23 protein-coding genes are annotated in these 19,812 nt (G+C 61.7%); 7 read left to right on the top strand and 16 right to left on the bottom strand.

Annotated elements, in window-relative coordinates; all coding sequences use genetic code 11:
• The first annotated feature begins 166 nt into the window (after positions 1–166).
• Positions 167–1,219, top strand: a complete 1,053-nt coding sequence (gene trpD / locus AC25Y4_RS03930) for an anthranilate phosphoribosyltransferase (protein ID WP_488119059.1) — start codon at positions 167–169, stop codon at positions 1,217–1,219.
• A gap of 21 nt (positions 1,220–1,240) precedes the next feature.
• Here trpD and glpK read toward each other — a convergent pair whose 3' ends face one another.
• The gene (gene glpK / locus AC25Y4_RS03935; protein ID WP_488119060.1) at positions 1,241–2,755 is read right to left on the bottom strand and encodes a glycerol kinase GlpK; all 1,515 of its coding nucleotides are present in this window, start codon (positions 2,753–2,755) and stop codon (positions 1,241–1,243) included.
• 91 nt (positions 2,756–2,846) lie between these two features.
• Complete coding sequence (locus AC25Y4_RS03940; protein ID WP_488119061.1) at positions 2,847–3,560, bottom strand: MIP/aquaporin family protein; 714 nt, start codon at positions 3,558–3,560, stop codon at positions 2,847–2,849.
• 289 nt (positions 3,561–3,849) lie between these two features.
• Here AC25Y4_RS03940 and dhaK point away from each other — a divergent pair, with 289 nt between their 5' ends.
• From dhaK to AC25Y4_RS03960, 4 genes are read left to right on the top strand one after another with little or no spacing between them, the layout of a single operon-like run.
• Positions 3,850–4,851, top strand: a complete 1,002-nt coding sequence (gene dhaK / locus AC25Y4_RS03945) for a dihydroxyacetone kinase subunit DhaK (RefSeq protein ID WP_488119519.1) — start codon at positions 3,850–3,852, stop codon at positions 4,849–4,851.
• A gap of 9 nt (positions 4,852–4,860) precedes the next feature.
• The gene (dhaL, locus tag AC25Y4_RS03950) at positions 4,861–5,499 is read left to right on the top strand and encodes a dihydroxyacetone kinase subunit DhaL (protein ID WP_488119062.1); all 639 of its coding nucleotides are present in this window, start codon (positions 4,861–4,863) and stop codon (positions 5,497–5,499) included.
• A 5-nt stretch (positions 5,500–5,504) separates the two neighbouring features.
• On the top strand, positions 5,505–6,212 hold the full coding sequence (gene dhaM, locus AC25Y4_RS03955; RefSeq protein ID WP_488119063.1) for a dihydroxyacetone kinase phosphoryl donor subunit DhaM: 708 nt from the start codon (positions 5,505–5,507) through the stop codon (positions 6,210–6,212).
• A 53-nt stretch (positions 6,213–6,265) separates the two neighbouring features.
• The gene (locus tag AC25Y4_RS03960; RefSeq protein ID WP_488119064.1) at positions 6,266–6,580 is read left to right on the top strand and encodes a hypothetical protein; all 315 of its coding nucleotides are present in this window, start codon (positions 6,266–6,268) and stop codon (positions 6,578–6,580) included.
• Positions 6,581–6,664: 84 nt separating this feature from the next.
• On the opposite strand, the gene AC25Y4_RS03965 is transcribed toward AC25Y4_RS03960, so the two are convergent.
• The 13 genes from AC25Y4_RS03965 to AC25Y4_RS04025 form a co-directional block, all read right to left on the bottom strand.
• Positions 6,665–8,053: a glycine--tRNA ligase gene (locus tag AC25Y4_RS03965; RefSeq protein ID WP_488119065.1), complete on the bottom strand. Its 1,389-nt coding sequence runs from the start codon at positions 8,051–8,053 to the stop codon at positions 6,665–6,667.
• A 97-nt stretch (positions 8,054–8,150) separates the two neighbouring features.
• Entirely contained in the window at positions 8,151–9,125 is a 975-nt protein-coding gene (locus tag AC25Y4_RS03970) for an urea transporter (protein ID WP_488119066.1), read from the bottom strand.
• 1 nt (position 9,126) lies between these two features.
• Entirely contained in the window at positions 9,127–10,221 is a 1,095-nt protein-coding gene (locus tag AC25Y4_RS03975; RefSeq protein WP_488119067.1) for a HoxN/HupN/NixA family nickel/cobalt transporter, read from the bottom strand.
• Positions 10,222–10,227: 6 nt separating this feature from the next.
• Positions 10,228–11,235 carry an urease accessory protein UreD gene (locus AC25Y4_RS03980; RefSeq protein ID WP_488119068.1) on the bottom strand — a complete coding sequence of 336 codons (1,008 nt, stop codon included), beginning with the start codon at positions 11,233–11,235 and terminating at the stop codon, positions 10,228–10,230.
• The gene (gene ureG, locus AC25Y4_RS03985; RefSeq protein ID WP_488119069.1) at positions 11,232–11,867 is read right to left on the bottom strand and encodes an urease accessory protein UreG; all 636 of its coding nucleotides are present in this window, start codon (positions 11,865–11,867) and stop codon (positions 11,232–11,234) included. Before ureG ends, AC25Y4_RS03980 begins: the two co-directional genes overlap by 4 nt.
• 55 nt (positions 11,868–11,922) lie before the next feature.
• On the bottom strand, positions 11,923–12,618 hold the full coding sequence (locus tag AC25Y4_RS03990) for an urease accessory protein UreF (protein ID WP_488119070.1): 696 nt from the start codon (positions 12,616–12,618) through the stop codon (positions 11,923–11,925).
• Between the two features lie 6 nt (positions 12,619–12,624).
• Positions 12,625–14,349, bottom strand: coding sequence for an urease subunit alpha (ureC, locus tag AC25Y4_RS03995; protein WP_488119071.1), 1,725 nt, complete (start codon positions 14,347–14,349; stop codon positions 12,625–12,627).
• Positions 14,349–14,759 (bottom strand): urease subunit beta, encoded by a 411-nt coding sequence (locus AC25Y4_RS04000; RefSeq protein ID WP_488119072.1) that lies wholly within the window; start codon positions 14,757–14,759, stop codon positions 14,349–14,351. The genes ureC and AC25Y4_RS04000 overlap by 1 nt, the downstream gene beginning before the upstream one ends.
• A 17-nt stretch (positions 14,760–14,776) precedes the next feature.
• Positions 14,777–15,679: a sirohydrochlorin chelatase family protein gene (locus AC25Y4_RS04005; protein ID WP_488119073.1), complete on the bottom strand. Its 903-nt coding sequence runs from the start codon at positions 15,677–15,679 to the stop codon at positions 14,777–14,779.
• 3 nt (positions 15,680–15,682) lie between these two features.
• Complete coding sequence (locus AC25Y4_RS04010; RefSeq protein WP_488119074.1) at positions 15,683–15,988, bottom strand: urease subunit gamma; 306 nt, start codon at positions 15,986–15,988, stop codon at positions 15,683–15,685.
• A gap of 155 nt (positions 15,989–16,143) precedes the next feature.
• Positions 16,144–16,704 carry a dihydrofolate reductase family protein gene (locus AC25Y4_RS04015; protein WP_488119075.1) on the bottom strand — a complete coding sequence of 187 codons (561 nt, stop codon included), beginning with the start codon at positions 16,702–16,704 and terminating at the stop codon, positions 16,144–16,146.
• Between the two features lie 67 nt (positions 16,705–16,771).
• Positions 16,772–17,377: a GNAT family N-acetyltransferase gene (locus tag AC25Y4_RS04020; RefSeq protein WP_488119076.1), complete on the bottom strand. Its 606-nt coding sequence runs from the start codon at positions 17,375–17,377 to the stop codon at positions 16,772–16,774.
• 85 nt (positions 17,378–17,462) lie between these two features.
• Positions 17,463–17,636 carry a hypothetical protein gene (locus AC25Y4_RS04025; RefSeq protein ID WP_488119077.1) on the bottom strand — a complete coding sequence of 58 codons (174 nt, stop codon included), beginning with the start codon at positions 17,634–17,636 and terminating at the stop codon, positions 17,463–17,465.
• A gap of 85 nt (positions 17,637–17,721) precedes the next feature.
• Here AC25Y4_RS04025 and AC25Y4_RS04030 point away from each other — a divergent pair, with 85 nt between their 5' ends.
• Complete coding sequence (locus AC25Y4_RS04030; RefSeq protein WP_488119078.1) at positions 17,722–18,219, top strand: VOC family protein; 498 nt, start codon at positions 17,722–17,724, stop codon at positions 18,217–18,219.
• Positions 18,220–18,251: 32 nt separating this feature from the next.
• Here AC25Y4_RS04030 and AC25Y4_RS04035 read toward each other — a convergent pair whose 3' ends face one another.
• On the bottom strand, positions 18,252–18,986 hold the full coding sequence (locus tag AC25Y4_RS04035; protein WP_488119079.1) for an NADPH-dependent F420 reductase: 735 nt from the start codon (positions 18,984–18,986) through the stop codon (positions 18,252–18,254).
• Between the two features lie 140 nt (positions 18,987–19,126).
• On the opposite strand from AC25Y4_RS04035, the gene AC25Y4_RS04040 reads away from it, so the two are divergent.
• The gene (locus AC25Y4_RS04040; RefSeq protein ID WP_488119080.1) at positions 19,127–19,489 is read left to right on the top strand and encodes an ArsR/SmtB family transcription factor; all 363 of its coding nucleotides are present in this window, start codon (positions 19,127–19,129) and stop codon (positions 19,487–19,489) included.
• Positions 19,490–19,812 lie beyond the last annotated feature (323 nt).

A 19,812-nucleotide genomic window follows, 5' to 3' on the forward strand; every position in this document is an offset into this window, starting at 1 on the left:
AGTAATTGAAGTGCTCGTCACCCCTCCATTATGGCCGATATTCGCACAGGTTTTTCTCAATCTGGCATGCTCGCACCGGATTAGTGCCGGTTAGGGCAGCCTAATAAAGCCCGTGATCGGCCCGTAAAGTCGGGGGATTGGGTCATTCTGACTTAAGATCGGAATCATGTTCGAAATGCAGACTTGGCCCAAAATCCTGAATGCCCTCCTTGATGGTGAGGATCTCAGCGTCGCTGACGCTGCGTGGTGTATGGATCAGGTGATGATTGGGGCCGCCAAGCCATCACAGCTGGCGGCATTCCTTATTGCACTGAAGGCCAAGGGGGAGACCGTCAATGAGATCGTCGGTTTCCGGGATGCCATTCTTGAGCACGCTGTTCCCCTTGAGGTCAATTCCATGGCGCTCGATATCGTCGGCACCGGCGGTGACCGATTCGGCACCGTGAACGTGTCGACAATGTCGTCGATCGTGTGCGCGGCAGCGGGCGTCCCTGTGATCAAGCACGGCAACCGGGCGGCGAGTTCCGCGTCGGGGTCATCCGACGTCCTGGCTGCCCTCGGCATTGACTTGACCTTGTCGGCGGAGCGCGTAGCGGCAATCCTCGACCAGGCTGGAATCACGTTCGCCTACGCCGCAGCTTTCCATCCCGGATTCCGTCACGCGGCCGGTGTGCGCGCAGATCTCGGGGTGCCGACTGTGTTCAACTACCTCGGCCCGCTCTGCAATCCAGCACGGCCGGAGGCATCCGCCGTTGGAGTGGCCAGTCTCGACCGTGTCCCGCTGTTCGTCGGGGTCTTTCAGACTCGCGGAGCGACAGCGCTGGTGTTCCGTGGCGACGATGGGCTCGACGAGCTGACGACCACCGGCCACAGCCACGTATGGGAAGTCTCCCGTGGGCTTGTGACAGAGCACGATATCGAACCGAGGGATCTGGGCATCAAGCGTGCACGGATGAGCGATCTGGTCGGGGGAGATGCCACCCACAATGCAGCTGTTGTCCGAGCGATGCTCGCTGGCGAAGAGGGTCCGGTGCGCGACATCGTCTTGCTGAATGCTGCGGCCGGTTTGGTGGCATATGACCTGGCCCAGGACCCCGCCCAGGCGCAGGTGGCCATTATCGACAGGTTTGCACGCAAGATGGCCGTGGCCGCGGAGACGATCGACTCCGGTGCGGCCACGGCCAAGTTGGCTCAGTGGGTTGATGCCACCAAGGCGTGATGCCTGGGTAGCGTGACGGGTTTAGACGACGTCTTCGTCGACCCAGCCGAAGGTCTTCGTGACGGCCTTCTTCCAGTTACGAAGCAACCTGTCGCTCTCAGCCTGGGGGAGTGACGGGGTCCAACGGCTGTCTTCTTGCCAGTTGGCCCTGAGCTCGTCGAGCCCGCTCCAGAAGCCCACGGCCAGCCCGGCAGCGTATGCCGCGCCGAGTGCCGTGGTTTCGGCAACGACGGGGCGAACGACGGGCACACCGAGAATATCGGCCTGGAACTGCATCAGCAGGTTGTTGGCGATCATGCCACCGTCAACCTTGATCTCGGTCAATGGCACACCAGAGTCTGCATTGACGGCGTCAATGACTTCCCTGGTCTGGTACGCCGTCGCTTCGAGAACTGCACGGGCAATGTGGCCCTTGTTCACGAAGCGGGTGAGGCCCACCAGTGCGCCGCGGGCATCCGAGCGCCAGTACGGGGCGAAGAGGCCAGAGAATGCAGGGACGAAGTACGCGCCACCGTTGTCGTCGACCGAAGCGGCCAGCGCTTCGATGTCGGAGGCCGAGTTGATGATGCCGAGGTTGTCGCGCAACCACTGCACGAGGGCGCCCGTCACGGCGATCGCTCCCTCGAGCGCGTAGTGCGGAGCGGCGTCGCCGAGCTTGTATCCGAGCGTCGTGAGCAGGCCGTTCTTGGAGTGCACGATCTCTTCGCCGGTGTTGAAGATCAGGAAGTTACCCGTGCCATATGTGTTCTTGGCCTCGCCCTTGTCGAACGCTGCCTGGCCGAACGTTGCTGCCTGCTGGTCGCCCAGGATGCCGGCAATCGGCACCTCCCGAAGCAGGCTGTGCTCCTCGACGATGCCGTACACCTCCGACGAGGACTTGATCTCTGGAAGCATCGACTTCGGCACATTGAACGCTGCGAGAATGTCGTCGTCCCACTGCAGGGTCTCGAGGTCCATGAACAGGGTTCGGGACGCATTGGTGACGTCCGTGGCGTGCACGCCGCCGTTCACTCCGCCGGTCAGGTTCCACAGCACCCAGCTGTCGGTGGTGCCGAAGAGCAGGTCTCCCGCTTCTGCCTTGGCCCGTGCGCCTTCAACATTTTCCAGGATCCACACGATCTTGGTGCCGGAGAAATAGGTGGCCAGCGGAAGGCCGACCTTCTGCTTGAAGCGTTCAACGCCGCCGTCGGCTGCGAGGCGATCGACGATGGGCTGCGTGCGGGTGTCCTGCCAGACGATGGCGTTGTACACGGGCTCTCCCGTGGTCTTGTCCCAGACAACAGCGGTCTCGCGCTGGTTGGTGATGCCGACCGCTGCGATGTCGTGACGGGTCAGGTTGGGCTTGGACAGCGCTTGGCCAATGACCTCACGGATGTTGTTCCAGATTTCCTTGGGGTCGTGCTCGACCCAGCCGGCCTGGGGGAAGATCTGTTCGTGCTCGAGCTGGCCGGTTGAGATGATCGACCCTGCCTTGTCGAAGATGATGGCCCTGCTGCTGGTCGTGCCCTGATCGATTGCGAGAATGTAGTCACTCATTGTTTTTCTCCATTGAAAATGTCGTCTGAAACGTGTCGTCGCACATACTGAGCGGGCCGGTTCACGATGTGAACCGGCCCGTGTGCAGGAATTACGTGATGATCGGCAGCAGGACGAGCGAGGCCCAGCCGGCGAGGACACCGCCGATGATCGGCCCTACGACCGGCACCCAGGAGTATGACCAGTCTGAACCGCCCTTGCCCTTGATCGGCAGCACGAAGTGCGCGATACGCGGTCCAAGGTCGCGAGCAGGGTTGATGGCGTAACCGGTTGGTCCACCGAGGGACGTACCGATCACGATCACGAGCAGTGCAACCGGAAGTGCGCCGAGAGCGGCCAGCCCCCCGTCACCCTGTCGTCCGCCACCAAAGCCGATGACGACGAATACCAGGACGAACGTGCCGATGATCTCGGTGGCCAGGTTCCAGCCGTATGAACGGATGGCAGGACCAGTGGAGAACACGCCCAACTTGTTTGCCGGTTCAGGCTCAGCGTCAAAGTGCTGCTTGTACGCGAGCCAGACGACGATGGCGCCGATGAAGGCACCGATCATCTCACCCGCGATGTACACAATGACGGAAAGGAAGTTGACCGGAACTCCTAAACCGAACTCCGTCGCTCCTGAGGCCACCAAACCCAATGTCACTGCCGGGTTCAGGTGGGCGCCTGAGTTGTACGCCACGATGACACCGCAGAAGACCGCGAGGCCCCAGCCGATGTTCACCATTAGGAATCCGCCGTTGAAGCCCTTGTTCTTGGCCAGCGCGACGTTGGCTACGACACCACAGCCGAGCAGGACCAACATTGCCGTGCCCACGATCTCAGAAAGAAATACGACCCCTAAATTGTCCACGTTGACCTTTCAGATGAGGCCAGGGGAACGCCGGAGGTGTCCCATGGCGACGAGCGGTTGGCACAACCTTAGCCCTGTGGGGCAATTCAGGGAATGTAAATTACGGCGAGGAATTTCGGGGCGCGTATTGCAGGTACTTACTGCGTGGCGCCGGAGCGCGTAAGTTGGGCAACGACACGTGGGGTTGAAGCCGACATCAAAGACGATGACGGTGCCCTGGGTGGCTGGCGAAGGGACGCTCGTGAAAAAGCTCATCAATGACCCCAAGAACGTTGTGGCCGAAGCGGTCGCCGGCATCGAGGCGGCGCACAGTGACGTAGTCAGGGTCTCGCATGACCCGATCTTCATCGTGAGGAAAGATGCCCCTGTCGCCGGCAAGGTTGGCATTGTCAGCGGAGGCGGCAGCGGGCATGAGCCGCTGCACGGTGGGTTCGTCGGTTTCGGCATGCTGGATGCTGCTGTGCCAGGTCCGGTATTCACGTCACCGACTCCCGACCCCATCCTGGCCGCCACACAGGCGGTTGACGGCGGCGCGGGCGTCCTGCACATCGTCAAGAACTACACGGGGGATGTGCTGAACTTTGAGACGGCGGCCGATCTGGCATCCGCTGAAGGCATCGAGGTGCGTTCGGTCATCATCGACGACGACGTTGCAGTCAAGGATTCGCTGTACACGGCCGGCCGCAGAGGCGTCGCAGGCACTGTCCTGGTCGAGAAGATCGCGGGTGCTGCTGCTGAACGCGGTGACAACCTGGACGCCGTCGTGGCTGTTGCGGAGAAAGTGAACTCGCAGGTACGGACGTTGGGGGTGGCCCTGACGCCGTGCGTTGTGCCGCACGCGGGGGAGCCAAGTTTCGTGCTCGCCGACGATGAGATCGAGATTGGCATTGGCATCCATGGCGAACCCGGTCGTGAGCGGATCAAGCTCGAGCCTGCAGACGCCATTGTCGACCGTATTCTCGGCCCGATCATTGACGATGTTCCCTTCGTGTCTGGCGACAATGTCCTGTTGTTCGTGAATGGCATGGGCGGTACGCCGCTGGTGGAGCTTTACATCGTGTTCAGGCGTGCAGCAGAGGTTCTCGCTGCGAAGGGCATCAAGGTCACCAGAACCCTCGTCGGCAACTACACGACCTCCCTGGAAATGCAGGGAGCGTCGATCACGGTGCTTAAGCTGGATGAAGAACTGACGGCACTGTGGGATGCCCCTGTGCAGACCATCGCCCTGCGGTGGGGAAAGTAGAGGAAACGGATGAGCGTGGATGTCGCCTGGGTTGAGGCATGGCTTCGCCGGAGCGCGGAGGTCATCTCAACCAATCGCAGCGCATTGAACACCCTGGATCGTGACATAGGGGATGGCGACCATGGCGAGAACATGGACAGAGGCTTCCAGGCCGTGGTGCCGAAGCTGAATACGCTGCCGGCCGACCGCACACCGAGCGACATCCTGAAACTCGTCGCAACCACTCTGATCTCCACGGTTGGCGGAGCCGCTGGGCCGCTATACGGCACGGCATATCTCAAAGCCGCCCCTGTTGCCACCCCTGAGCTCGATGGCCAGACCATCGCCACGTTGCTCGCAGCCGCACGCGACGGCATCGTGCTTCGTGGCAAGGCAGAAATCGGCGACAAGACAATGATCGACGCCTGGACTCCCGCGGTCGACGCGGCTGAGCACGCTGCGGCCGCGGGAGCGGATGCCGCCGGCGTCCTCTCCGCTGCTGCAGACGCGGCAGAGGCGGGCGCTGCGGCCACGGAGCCCCTGGTGGCACGAAAGGGACGCGCGAGCTATCTCGGCGACCGTGCCATCGGGCACCGGGATCCTGGCGCCCAATCTACGGCCTTGTTGCTTCGTGCTGCGGCAGACACTGCGGCAGAGGCGCAGGCGTGAGCGGTATGTCAGAACACGTTGGCGTCGTTTTCGTCTCGCACAGTGTGAAGATCGCTGAAGGGCTCGTTGAGCTTGCTCGCCAGATGGCGCCACAGGTCAGCCTGTACGCAGCAGGCGGCACCGATGACGACCGGATCGGAACAAGTTTTGAGAAGGTGTCGGCCGGCATCAGCGAGGCGGATGCCGGCGACGGCGTCGTGATCCTGTGCGACCTCGGCTCCGCGATCCTCACCGCGGAGACCGCACTCGATTTCCTGGAGGACGACGTGCGTGCACGTGTGCGCATCGTTTCCGCTCCTCTGGTGGAAGGTGGCGTTGCCGCAGCCGTCGCCGCAGAGATCGGCGGAAGCCTCGATGCGGTCGCAGAGGCAGCGCACTCTGCGGGGACGGCATTCATTCCAGAGGCAGAAGTCGGTGCACCAGCCCAGGGTCCTGCGCCGGTGCCTGACGCTTCGGATACGGTCACCCGGTCAGTCACCCTGCGCAACAAAGCCGGTTTGCACGCACGTCCAGCAGCCGAGTTCGTCAAGCTCGCCAGCACTCTCCCTGTGCCGGTCACGGTGAACGGCAAGGATGCCAAGAGCCTCCTCGGCATCATGTCGCTTGGGCTGACGAGGGGCGCCGTGGCTGAAATCTCATCTTCAGGTCCCGGTGCCGCTGAGGCCGTCGACGCTCTCGCAGACCTCGTTGAAACAGGGTTCGGCGAAGAATAATCCGGCCGAGAATCCCTCATGTCTAAGCGCCTCACCCGGCGTAGGGTGGGGGCATGGTCCAGGAGAATGCGCCGCGGGGCAACAGATACGCTCACCTGTTTGAGTGGGTCGAGGGCAAGTTGTTGCCCATCTTTGACTCACCAGCGGTGGGCAAATATCCGGCAGATGAAACGGTCGATCTGAGAGATTGTCCGGTGTGCGGTCGGCCAATGAGCGAACACACGATCGATCATTCACTGAGCAACACCGTCTTGAATTGTCCGGCCCCGCCACGTCGGGGAGTTGACGCGGATGAGTTCAAGCCAGTGAACGAGTTCGGCATGGTCATTCATCAGAATGACGCGTCAAACTCCTCCGCCACGAACTAGTCGCCGGGCATCATCGCCGCAACCACAGAAGGCCCCACCGCGTAGTGGGTGGAGCCTTCCAGGGGTGCTGTGTGCGGCTGTCGCCTACGCGCCGTTCAGTCGACCGGCGAGGTAGTCGTGCAGTTCGTCAAGCGGTACGCGATCCTGCTGCATGGTGTCCCGGTCACGGACGGTGACCGCGTTGTCCTCGAGGGAGTCGAAGTCAACGGTGACGCAGAACGGCGTGCCGATCTCGTCCTGGCGCCGGTAGCGACGGCCGATTGCACCAGCGTCGTCGAAATCGACGTTCCAGTGCTTGCGGAGCGCGTCACCAACGCCGCGTGCCAGCGGCGAGAGAGCCTCGTTGCGTGACAGGGGGAGAACGGCAACCTTCACGGGCGCCAGACGCGGGTCGAGGCGCAGCACAGTGCGCTTGTCGATGCCGCCCTTGGCATTGGGTACTTCCTCGACGTCGTATGCGTCGACCAGGAACGCCATCAGTGCACGCGTCAGGCCGAATGACGGCTCGATCACGTACGGGATGTAACGCTCGTTCTTGTTCTGGTCGAAGTAGCTGAGGTCCTTGCCAGATGCTTCAGCGTGCACCTTGACGTCGTAGTCGGTGCGGTTGGCGACGCCCATCAGTTCGCCCCACTCGCTGCCTGCGAAGTGGAAGCGGTACTCGATGTCGACAGTGCGCTTCGAGTAGTGCGCCAGCTTCTCTTCTGGGTGCTCGAACCAGCGGATGTTCTCCGGCGTCATCCCAAGGTCGATGAACCATTCCCAGCACAGGTCCATCCAGGTCTGCTGCCAGGCCTCGTCTGTTCCCGGTTCAACGAAGAATTCAATCTCCATCTGCTCGAACTCGCGGGTGCGGAAGATGAAGTTACCCGGTGTGATCTCGTTGCGGAACGCCTTGCCGATCTGGCCGATGCCGAACGGTGGCTTCTTGCGTGACGTCTGGAGCACGTTGTGGAAGTTGGTGAAGATGCCCTGCGCGGTCTCTGGGCGCATGTAGTGCATGCCGGACTCGTCATCGACGGCACCCAGGTAGGTCTTCATCAGGCCGGAGAATGCACGAACCTCTGTCCACTGTCCGATGATCTTGGGGTGCTCAGGGTCAGGGATGTCGGCGAGACCATTGACGGGCGGGTGGCCATGTTCCGCCTCGTACGCCTCGAACAGGTGGTCGGCGCGGTAGCGCTTGTGGGTGGTCAGCGACTCGGTCAGCGGATCGCTGAAGACCTTGACGTGACCTGAGGCTTCCCACACGGCGGTCGGCAGGATGATGGCGGAGTCGAGGCCGACCATGTCGCCGCGGCCACGCACGAACGCGTTCCACCACTGGCGCTTGATGTTTTCCTTGAGTTCGACACCGAGCGGTCCGTAGTCCCAGGCCGACTTGGTGCCGCCGTAGATCTCGCCGGACGGAAATACGAATCCGCGGTGTTGCGCCAAGGTGATGACGGCATCGAGACGGGACTGTTCGGCCATTAATGCTCCAATTCTGCGGTGTGAAGCGAGGAAAGGGGGCACTCCTCGCTCGTTCCCATCTTAGCGAGCGGCTGCAGGCTGGCCGTGCGAGCGCCTACTACGTGGCCGTGGCCATGGCCTCTGCGCCGTGACCGCCGTGTTCCCGCCGAATGAGCCGGGGGATGACAAACGTCAGGATCAGCAGGACCCACGTCGTGAGGATGTACGGCCAGGTGTAGATAGGGCCGGGGAGGAAGCCCATCCAGAATTGGACGAGTGCGGTGAGCACGGCGCCGATGACCGCCATCACCCAGGGCTCCCACACGCCCTTCAGGAACACGGCCGCCATGGCGATGGCCGTCAACACGGCGGAGTAGCCAGCAAGGCCGTTGGAGATCTTGGCCGGATCATCGCCAAGGGCCAGAGCGCAGAGGCTGCCGATCAGGCTCCCGAGGATCGCGGCAACACCGACTTTCCAGTTCGCGATGAACAGCCCGATCAGAATGAATGCACCGCCGATGGCACTGTCGACGAGGACGACCTGCGAGATATTGGTCAGCAGGGACTGCAGGAAGCCGATTCCGCCTGAGTCAGGCGCCGTCAGCGGCGCGGACGTGACATGGGCGGGAATCGTGAGGCCGTAGACGATGCCAGCGGTGATGCAGAACGGGGCAGTGGTGTACGGCAGGTTGATCGGCTTCAGCGGTCCATGCGTGAAGAGCCACAGCACGCCCAGAGTGATCGGTGCGCAGATGATTCCGCCGACGATCGCCATCAGGTATGGCAGCCACTGGTCGCCTCCCATAGCCGCGAAGGCTGCGGCGCCGACGAGCGTTCCACAGAAGCCGTGCATGCCGGCGACGATATCTTTCCTCGGCACTTTGAACAGGGCGGCGGTGACTGTCGACGCGATGGCGCCGAGAAGAGCCAGAATTGCCATCCGCCAGTCTGCAACGACGAAGGCCGCGAGGATGAGCAACCCCGTCCACACGTTTGCCTGAAAGTAGATTTGCGAGACGCCGTGGCCGAGGGATTCGCCCCATTGCGCAGCAGATCCCGATGCGTGCTGCTCAGTTCCATTTGCGGTAGTCATGTCAATCAGAGCCCTTCACTGGTTTGGCAGGAGCGTCCACCACCGGGTGACTGGCGCTCCAACGCTGTTCGACCTTGCCGAGTTTCCAGTAGGCCATCGAGAGCAGCCAGGCGCCGATGAGCGTGCCAACGACGACGTAGCCGATGTATTCCAGGTCGAAAGTGGCGATCCACGATGTGATCGGATCTGTCAGACCGAGCTTCTCATTGAGCAGTCCGAGCAGCTCTATTCCGCCGATCACGATCGCGATGACCACAGAGATTCCGGTTATGGTCAGGCTGTAGTAGACCTTGCGAATCGGGTTGATGGTCGCCCACCCGTACGCCTTCACCATCACTGCCGAATCCAGGGTGTCGAACAGGCTCATACCCGCCGCAAAAATGAGTGGCAGGCAGAGCACGGCGTACCAGGGCAAGCCTGTCGCGGCGCCCGTTCCGGCAAGGACCAGCAACGCGATCTCGCTCGCAGTGTCGAAGCCGAGACCGAAAAGGAACCCCACAAAATACATCTTCCCTGGGCGATCGACGGACTTCACGAGCGGTCGCAGGATCTTGTTGATGAAGCCCCGGCCTTCGAGGTGGTGGTCGAGATCCTCCTGCTTGAGGGCGCCCCCTCGTGAAGCGCGCCACACGCGCAGTATGCCGAAGAACGCAAAGGCGTTAATGACACCGATCAGTATCAGGAACACCCCTGAGATCATGGTGCCGAAGACGCTTAGCCAGTCTCGGGCCTGGTTCCCATCGGAGGCCAGGCCAGCCGCCCAGCTGATGCCGCCGGCGAGCAGCACTGCCATGATGAACACCACGGTGGAGTGGCCCAACGAGAAGAAGAGTCCGACGCCGGCCGCCGGCTTATTCATGTCGACAAGCTTGCGGGTGGTGTTGTCAATCGCTGCAATGTGGTCGGCGTCGAAGGCGTGCCTCACGCCCAAGAGATAAGCCGTGATCGCGATGCCGATCCCGAACACCGCAGAGCCGAGCTGCAGATGCTGGGGCTGCACGAACGCGAAGAAGATGCCGAATCCGACGACGTGAATAAGCGCCACAGGGACGAAGACCCTGACGAGCTGCAGGACGTACGACGGTTGAGTCTTCATACCTCATCACGTCTTTCTGATCGCCGGAGCTGCGAGCCCCGTCAGGCGCTCATGAATGAAGCTCCACAGCGCGGTAGTCCTCCTGGCCATGGCGATGGTGTCGTTTCCGAGTGCTCGTACCCAGACGCCGACGTCGCCAGGCAGGACACTGACACCGAAAAGGGGATCGTCCTGCGCTGTCGCGTCTGTCGATCCGGTGAGGAGCTCATGCAGGTTGTCGGCCAACTCCTGTGCGGGTACCAGCGGAGTAAACACGTAGAGCATCGACAGCACATCGCGCCCATCGAGCATGGCGAGCCCTTCGACTCCGCTGTCGTCAGGCACCAGCCGCACCTTGTCCAACGCGACGAGTGATCCGTCTGGTCTGAACACCTCGAAATCAGACGCAAACACGTCGTAGTGGTGCCGTTCGTCCCTGGCCAGTCGCCCGGCATACACTGTCTCGCTGACGACCAAGGTGGCCGTCGGATCGAGTTCAACCCTGGTGTGCTGGTAGTACCTGGAGCTGGCGAAGGGGATGACCGGGTCTGGCATGTATTCCACATAGGCACCGGCTCCGACCACCAGATTCATGATGGCCGTGGCGTAGTTGCGCTCCATCTTGTACACCCTGGTGTGGGCCTGAGTCGTGACGTGTGCGGAGCTGCCAGGCCCAAAGGTCAGGTCAGTCCGGAGACGATCGCCCTGCAGGACGCCGCCACCGGTGGACATGAGGAAGGTGTACGGCATGTCTGGGCGCAGTTCGTCGTAGTACAGCGGTCGCATGATCTGCAGTGGCGATTTCTGATAGTGGTGCGCGAGCTCTGTGCGATGCTCGCCCCTCGCGAACTCGAGCTGCATGATTCCGACTTTGCCGGGGCTACCCACGTCGAGGTCGCCCATTGCCTCGTCGTAGCGCAGGACCTCGTCCGGCACGCGAGCCGGTTCGAAATGTGCGCGCTGGAGGCGATAGCCGCCGGCAAATTCCGGCGGCTCACTACCAACGTCGTTGATCACTTCATGCTCGATCGTCATGCCAGCTGTTCCTCGCGCGTCTTGCTCCACTGGGCCAGGATCTGGTCATGCAACTCTTGCACCCCATGCCCAGTCAGCGCGTTCGTGAGGATGACCGGCTTGCCGTCACGGACGCGATGCGCGTCACTTTCCATCACGTCGAGGTCGCAACGCACGTATTGGGCGATATCGATCTTGTTGATGACGAGGATGTCGGATTCCGTGATGCCTGGACCGCGCTTCCGCGGCATCTTCTCGCCCTCAGCGGTATCGAGGACGAAAACGAAAACGTCAGCGAGCGCGGGGGAGAAGGTCAGGGTGAGATTGTCGCCGCCCGACTCGTAGATGAGCGTGTCGATGTCGGGGAACCGTTCAAGCATCTCGGCGCCGGCGGCCAGATTCATGGTGGGGTCGTCTCGAACTGCAGTATGCGGACATGCCCCCGTCTCCACGCCGACAACCCGCTCCGGATCGAGAACTCCGGCGAGTTCGCGGCGAACGTGGTGCGCATCCTCCTGGGTGTAGATGTCATTGGTAATGACGCCTGGCGTGTGCCCGGATGCGATGAAAAGGGGAACTAAGGCCTCGGCGAGCGCGGTCTTTCCAGAACCGACAGGTCCGCCGATGCCAATACGCAGTACGTGTTCACTCATGGTGTATTTCTTTCTTTCCTGTAGGGATGTGGATTCAACGAACCAGCGGACGCACTCAACTGGCAAACAGTCGAGCTTCTGCGCGCTCGTGCCTGGCCGACATGATGTCGGCCATAGGCACGCAGCCACCCAAGTCTTCGATGTGCCGGTTGATAGCGGCGACAGTTGCCCGCTCAATGGCGGGCGCAACAGCGTTCAATATCACTTGTGCGTCCTGGTGGTCCGTGAGCCGAAGCCGAAGCGCGGCGCCGACGAAGCTCACCGAAAAGGCGAAGAGGTCAGAGGCGACGGCTTGTTCGGTGTCGACGCCAGCGCCCGCATAGGCAACGGCCGTTGCGACCGCCTGGCAACCGGGTGTTGATCGATCCGTGACCATGCGGCTGTACTCTTCCAACTCCGCCCCGCCGAAAGCCGCTCTGGCGACCTCCGTGAACTGGCGACCACTTCGTACAGAGGCTTTGCGCATCTCCGCATTCAGCTTCGATGCAAAGAGGCGCTGATCGACCTCTCTCACGACGTCCCAGGCGCCTATCCGGGCGGCGCGATGAGCTGCAGCGAGCGCAGTCCCGTCACCCGGACCAACCGAGTGGATGAGTATCTCGGCAAGCAGGGCCTCGACGCCACCACGCGCGATCAACCTCGCTTGGCTGAATCCTTCCAGGCCATGGGAGAGCGTGTAGAAACCACTCGGAAATGCCGAGTCCGACAGCTGCAGGCTGACCAGCAGCCGCCGGACATCAGAGGAAGGCATGATCGACTATGCCAAGAAGAACAACTGGGTCAACGGAAGTGTCTTCGCTGGCTTGATCGTCGCCGGCTTGCCGTCATACGTCACCTTGAACGTCTCAGGGTCGACTTCGATGACCGGCAGGGCGTTGTTTCTGACCATGCTCTCCTTACCGATGTTGCGGGTCCGCTTCACGGGAAGCACCTTGCTTTCCAGCCCCAGCTTCTCCGGGATGCCATTCTCAATGCCTGCCTTCGACATGAAGGTGACTCGGGTGGTCTGCTGCGCCCGGCCCATGCCTCCGAACATCGGCCGGTAATACACCGGCTGCGGAGTCGGCAGCGAGGCGTTCGGGTCTCCCATGAGCGCCCAGTTGATCAAGCCACCCTTCACGATGAGCTTCGGCTTTGCAGCGAAGGACTCCGTTGGCCACAGCACGATGTCTGCGATCTTTCCGGGCTCGATCGAACCGACGTAGTCCGAAATGCCCTGGGTGATGGCGGGGTTGATCGTGATCTTGGCCAGGTAGCGCAGCACGCGGAAGTTATCGTTGCCTTCGGCATCCTCCGGCAGCTTTCCGCGCTGGTCCTTGTTGTGGTGGGCCACCTGGAAGGTGCGGGTGAATGATTCACCCACGCGCCCCATGGCCTGCGAGTCAGACGAGATCATCGAGATGACGCCTTCGTCGTGCAGCACCGTCTCTGCCGAGATCGTCTCCGCACGTACCCGGGAGTCCGCAAATGAGACGTCCTCTGGGATGTCGTGCGAGAGGTGGTGGCAGACCATGACCATGTCAAGCAGCTCGTCAACCGAGTTCACGGTGTACGGCAGCGTTGGGTTGGTCGATGACGGCAACACATTGGAGTGGCCGGCAACCTTCAGGATGTCTGGGGCGTGTCCACCACCAGCACCCTCTGTGTGGAAGGTGTGGATGGTGCGTCCGTTGATCGCGTCCAGCGTGTTCTCGACGAACCCGGACTCGTTGAGGCTGTCCGTGTGCACCGAAATCTGGACGTCGTACAGTTCAGCGACGTCCAGCGCATTGCTGATCGCGGCCGGCGTTGCGCCGTAGTCCTCGTGCACCTTGAGGCCAGCAGCTCCGGCTTCGAGCTGTTCGATCAATGCGCCGGGGAGCGAGCCGTTTCCCTTCCCAAGGAACCCGAGGTTGACGGGCATCTCTTCGGCAGCTTCAAGCATGCGGTGGATATTCCAGGCGCCAGGCGTCGTCGTCACGCCATTTGTGCCATCTGTCGGCCCGGTACCACCGCCAAAGAGCGTGGTGATCCCATTGGACAGCGACGCTTGCGCCTGCTGCGGCGAGATGTAGTGCACGTGGGAGTCGATTCCGCCCGCGGTTGCGATGAGGTGCTCGCCGGCCAGTAGCTCTGTGCCTGGACCGACGACAAGCCGAGGGTCGACGCCGCTCTGGAGCTGTGGATTGCCAGACTTTCCGACGCCAACGATCAGTCCGTCCTTGATGCCGATGTCACCTTTGATGACTCCGAGCACCGGGTCGAGAATAATCGCATTCGTGATGACAAGGTCAAGTACCCCGTTGGCGCCTGTCGCCTGTGGATCGGCACCCATCCCGTCACGGGCGGTCTTACCACCGCCATAGACGATCTCATCGCCATAGTGACCTTCGCTGTAGTCCTTCTCAATCTCGATCACGAGGTTGGTATCGGCCAGCTTGACTTTGTCGCCACGGGTCGGTCCGTACAGGTCCGAGTATTCCTTGCGTGAGATGAGAGCCATTATTTCTTCCCCTTCGTGGCGGTGGAACGCGCGGTTGGCGTGCCGTCCTCATACTTGAGTTCTCGCATGCGATCGATCGCCTGGATGCGGGTGCGTTCAGAATCGAGCCCACCGTCGACGAGGTTGTTGAAACCGACGATGTGTCGATTCCCGGCGTACGCGACGAGCGTTACTTCCTTCGTGTCTCCGGGTTCCAGCCGGACGGCTGTCCCCGCCGGAATGTCGAGGTGCATCCCGTATGCCTTCTCGCGATCGAACTTGAGGGCCTTGTTGGCTTCGAAGAAGTGGAAATGCGAACCGACCTGAACGGCACGATCACCGGTGTTGCTCACCTTGAAGGTGACATGGGCTCGACCCGCATTGAGTTCCAGTTGATCGCTGCCAAATTCGTACTTTGGGCTTCCAAGCATGATTTTTCCTCCACCTGTCAATGACTGTGCGTGAATTCGTCTGGACGTACATCGGACTGGTCCGAGTGCGTTTCGTGGTTGTGTCCTTCGCCGTGCCCGCCATGGGTGTGGGGGACTCCGGCGTGTGAGTGGGTGTGCGGGGCCTGCCCTTCTTCGAATGCGTGGGAGTGGGCAAAACCGTGATCGTGGTCAGCCAGCAGGCCATCCTCGATCCCGTTTTGACCGTGTCCGAGGTTGTGCTCGGCCTCCGTAACGCGTTCAGTGATGACGCGGATGATCGCTTGCTCACTCATCAGCGGTCCGTAGAATTCGGTGCCGGTTGTCGCCGTCGCTGAAAAGTCAACAGGTGACGTTCGCGCGAACCCAGCGGGAACAATTTCGGTCTCGCCCCGCCCTAACGCTCGAAAGCGTTGGATGCTCTGGACGACGTCCCCGTCGGATTCATAGCAGCAGACCTCGACGTCGTTTCCCGCACCGTGTGTGCGCACCAGATGGGCCAGTCGATACAGTTCGGCATCGTCGAATGGATTCGACCGAGGCGCTGCGACGATGATGCCGGCATTGGGCCGTCGCGCACTCGTCCTGGTGGCCGCAGTACGCAGCCAGGCGACGAGGTGGTCAGCGGAACCGAATGGGTCGCACAACGCGAGTCGGCCACCTTCTCGTCCTGTCGAGAGCCACTGCATCGTCTTGGCCGCATCGGCAACCATCGTCGGATTGCGCCCAAACGTCATCGGCAGCACAGCTACGACGCCGTCCGTGGCATCGAGTGCTCGTGAAACGACGTTGTTCAGAGGACGTCCAGGGGGGCTGGACAGCACGTTTGGCAGTGCGGCCTTGATGAACTCAAGGTCAGCGCCATCGTTACTCTCGTGCCCACCGACCAACACAATCCACGACGGATCCCGGCCGGGCGTCATCCGCTAAACCCCCACTGGGTCGTGGCAAGAGACGAGTTTTGTGCCGTCAACGAACGTGGCTTCGACCTGTAGCAGGGCGATGCGGGGACGCACGCCATCCATGCATTCCTTCTCCTTGACGATGCCTTTGCCGAGCTCCATACATTCGGCAACGCTCTTACCGTCTCTGGCGGCTTCGAGAATGGCCTCGCTGATCAAGGCCTGGGCTTCGGAAACGTTGAGTTTGGTACCTCTTTCGCGCCGTTTTCGTGCCAGATCCGCGACCTGGTAGATATACAGCTTGTCGATTTCCCTCGGGGTCAGATTCATCTCTGCACTCTCGCTTTCGGCGATATGGCGGGGTCGCAATGGGCGCGCCCCTGACCTAGCTAGTGACTCTCCAGTTCACAGTAGGCGGCCTTAACCGCAACGTAAACGGGTTCACTCTGTGCCCGAATGTGGGTAGTATCCCCGTTGCCCAGACGTCAGTGGATGACGAGATAGTGCAGGTGCATCGTGCCGTCATCGAAGCGGTGTTCGTCACGTAACGTGAGGTTCACGCGCGACCCATGCGGGAAGAATGGCGTGCCATCACCCACCAGTATTGGAGTCACGAACAGGTGAATCTCGTCGACGAGGTCGGCCGCGAGAGCCTCGGCAGCGATCTCAGGGCCGCCAATGGAGATGTCGCGCGATGCTGCCGCCTTCAACGCCCTGACTGCGGACGCGTCGAAGGATCGTTCGATGCGCGTGCGTGCACCTGGCGCTTCTGGAAGGGTGCGGGAATACACGATCTTGTCTGCGGAGTGCCAGATATCGCTGTATTCCAGAGCAGGGCCAGACAGGGTCAGTTCATCTGTGGCTGTTTCCCAGAACGACATCACTTCGTACATGCGGCGGCCGTATAGATAGGTTCCGATCGGGCGCTCGAGCTGGTTGACGAAAGCATGGACTTCGTCCGTCGGGGCGGCCCAGTCAAAGTTGCCTTGGGCATCCGCTATATATCCGTCGAGTGACATCAATGCCGAGCTGATCAGTGCGGCCATGACGAGGCTCCTCTCGCTCCCGCCAGTATGCGCGTGTGTTCCAGCGCCGGAAAGCTGGAAGACGGCGTTATTCGGGGCGCAAGCTTCCCATTGAGAGGGAGTGGCGCAAACCCGCTCGAACGGCGGGCCATTCGCTATCGAGTATCGAGAAGACGACGGTGTCGCGGAGGGCGCCGTCTGGACCGACAGAGTGACTACGCAGGACACCGTCCTGCTTGGCGCCGAGGGCCGCTATCGCAGTGCGCGACTGACGATTGTGCCAATGGGTTCGAAGCTCAACAGCAATGCACTGAAGCTCATCGAACGCGTAGCCCAGCTGCAGGAGTTTCGCATCCCGATTCGCCCCTGTGCCCTGGGCACTTCGCGCAAGCCACGTCGAACCGATTTCCAGGCGCTGGACATCGTTACTGGGGTTCATGAACGTCGTCATGCCGACAATCTGCCCTGTCGCCACGAGTCTGGTGGCCCAGGGAACCATGCGACCACTCGCGTGGAGGTCAAGACGTCGAGTGACTTCGTCTGCCATTGCGTCGGGGTGGGGTATCGAGGTGTACCAGGTACGCCACAGCTCACCCTCGGCCGCTGCGACGCTGAGCGCCGGAACATGTTCGGGGGAGAGCGGCTCGAGGGTCACCCGTGAGCCGTTGAGCGTTGGCACTGCCGTCAGATCCATTCCTCGACCATAGGGCACGCGTGAGTCCCGTCCTGACTTGTCGGGGGAGTGGCGTTCGGTTGCGGGCCCGCTCGGGCCCGTGCCGCTACCCGGACGGGTTGTCGACAGGTATGCCGTCTGGGCCGGTTCCTGTCTCCGGGTCTACCTGGTCTGGGCTGACGTGTTCTGGGTTGGCGTGTTCTGGGTTGGTCTTCGGGTCGTTAGCGTCGGTGTGATGCATGATGTTCACTACCTCTCCGTTCACCGCGTTGGATGGCATCGTCATCATCCTCCTCTTTATGGGTCGGTACCGGCAGACATTGACCCACGATTCACAAAGTGCGATAGCCAACTATCCATCTCGTATGTATGTTGCATACCAGCAGGCATGGCTCATCCAGGCCTGCCGCGATGGGGGAGTGATGGCAATTCAGCGGATGGACAATGTGGCCATCGTCGTCGACGACTTGGACGCGGCTGTGGCATTCTTCGCCGAACTGGGTATGGAGCTGGAAGGCAGGACGTCGGTCGAAGGCCCGTGGGTGGACGGCACGGTCGGTCTCAGCGGTGTCCGAAGCGATATCGCAATGATGCGGACTCCAGACGGCCAGAGCAGGCTGGAACTAACCAGGTACCGTGCGCCCGCCGCGTCCACCGCCGGACAGGAGAACCTGCCGCCCAACACGCTCGGCCTCCATCGAGTCATGTTCACCGTCGATGACATCGACGACACCGTTGCCCGTCTACGCGCCCACGGCGCCGAACTCCTTGGCGAGGTTGCGCAATATGAGACGTCTTATCGGCTTTGCTACCTCCGCGGACCGGCCGGCATCATCCTCGCCCTGGCCGAACAAATCGGCTAGCGCTCACCGACTGCATCCCGGCGTGTGGGGTGCTACTGGTGGGCCGAACGGTTGATCGCGACGATCTCGTCGAGCGACGGGGCGTTTTCAAGAGAGCCGAAGTGCTCCATGAGGTGGTCGCGTTGAACGGGTGCCTTGTCCTTGTCGGCCGCTGCGAGGGCTGCGGCGAGGTCGTCAAGGCCAAGCTCGGTGCAATACGCAGGCGTTCCGGGCTGCTGGCGCCACGAGTCGGCGAGCACACCCGCATCGAAGGCGTCGAAGCCTGTGTCGTCGACGAGCTGCATCACCGTGGTCCGTGCCTCGGCTGAGTCCGCGGCGACTGGAATCGCGATGCGGCCTGGAGAGCCTGCCGGCAGTCCCTTGGTCTGCTGGGTGCCGGCCAGCGCCGCGTTCCACGCCTTCACGATCGGGCGACCGAGCTTCTTCTGGCTCCAGAGGCTCTCGACCTCGCCGTCGTCGACGTCCTCGACCGGCCCCCTCATGAACGGGTAGTAGTTCGAGGTATCGACCACGATTGTCTCGGCGGGGACGGTGCCGAGCAGGTCGGCGAGGTCCGGCTGGGCCGAGAACGGAATTGCCAGGACGATAACGTCACGCCCCGCGACGGACGCGGACAGCTCCACAGCGCGTGCACCGGTGGCGAGGACCGTGTCTGCGACGACTTCGGGGCCACGGGTGTTGGCAACGAGAACGTCATGGCCGGCCTCGCTAAGGCGGCGGGCGAGGTTGCCGCCGATGGCTCCGGCGCCGATGACTGTGATCTTCATGGTTCGTTCCTTCGTTCGTTCGTTCTGGCGCAGCGGGTGCGGAAGTATGTACACTTCTTTGTGTACATGAAGCGTAACTTATGTACACCCAAACATGTACATCAATGTGTTGCGCAAACGTAGAGAACGAGGCAGGGGCCATGGCAAGTCGTCTGGCAAATCCGTTGACGATCCCCGACGAAGAGGACTTCGACCTGTTCGCGGTCATGTCCGCGTTAACTGATCCCACGAGGCGCGCGATCGTCCATTACATCGCAGCCGATCCAGGCACCGCGTGCAGCAGCTCCGACTTCGGCGTCACCAAGTCCGCCCTGACCCGGCACTGGCGGATCCTCCGGGAGTCCGGCGTGATCAGGCAGGAAGTGCAGGGCAATCGGCACCGGAATTGGCTGCGCCGGGAGGAACTCGACCGACGCTTTCCCGGGCTGCTGGAGCTCGTGCTGGAAGCGAACTCGTCCAAGCCGCCCGCGCCGGAGTCTGACGAGGATGACAGCCGGCAGTAGGGGCAGTCATTCTCCTTGTTGACATAATGTGCATTATCGGCGCACCTGATATGAGTATTGATTGGGGCGATCCAATATGAAGAACTATGCGTCGATGCCAATTCTTTGTGCTGGTCAGTTGCGGTTTCCGTCATGTTCGACGAGTGCACTGGAGAAGCTGATGCGTTTAGTGCGCCGTGAGCCTCGTGTCAGTGAGCCTCGTGTCAGTGAGCACCTCGCCAGTGCATCGCGGCATTCACGCCACCTGGTCGACGCCGGTAAATCGTGCCCAATCGCTATTCCCTGACACTTCTGCTCCGATCAGCGATTTTGTTGACATAATA

It is taken from the genome of Leifsonia sp. Y878 (assembly GCF_057669685.1).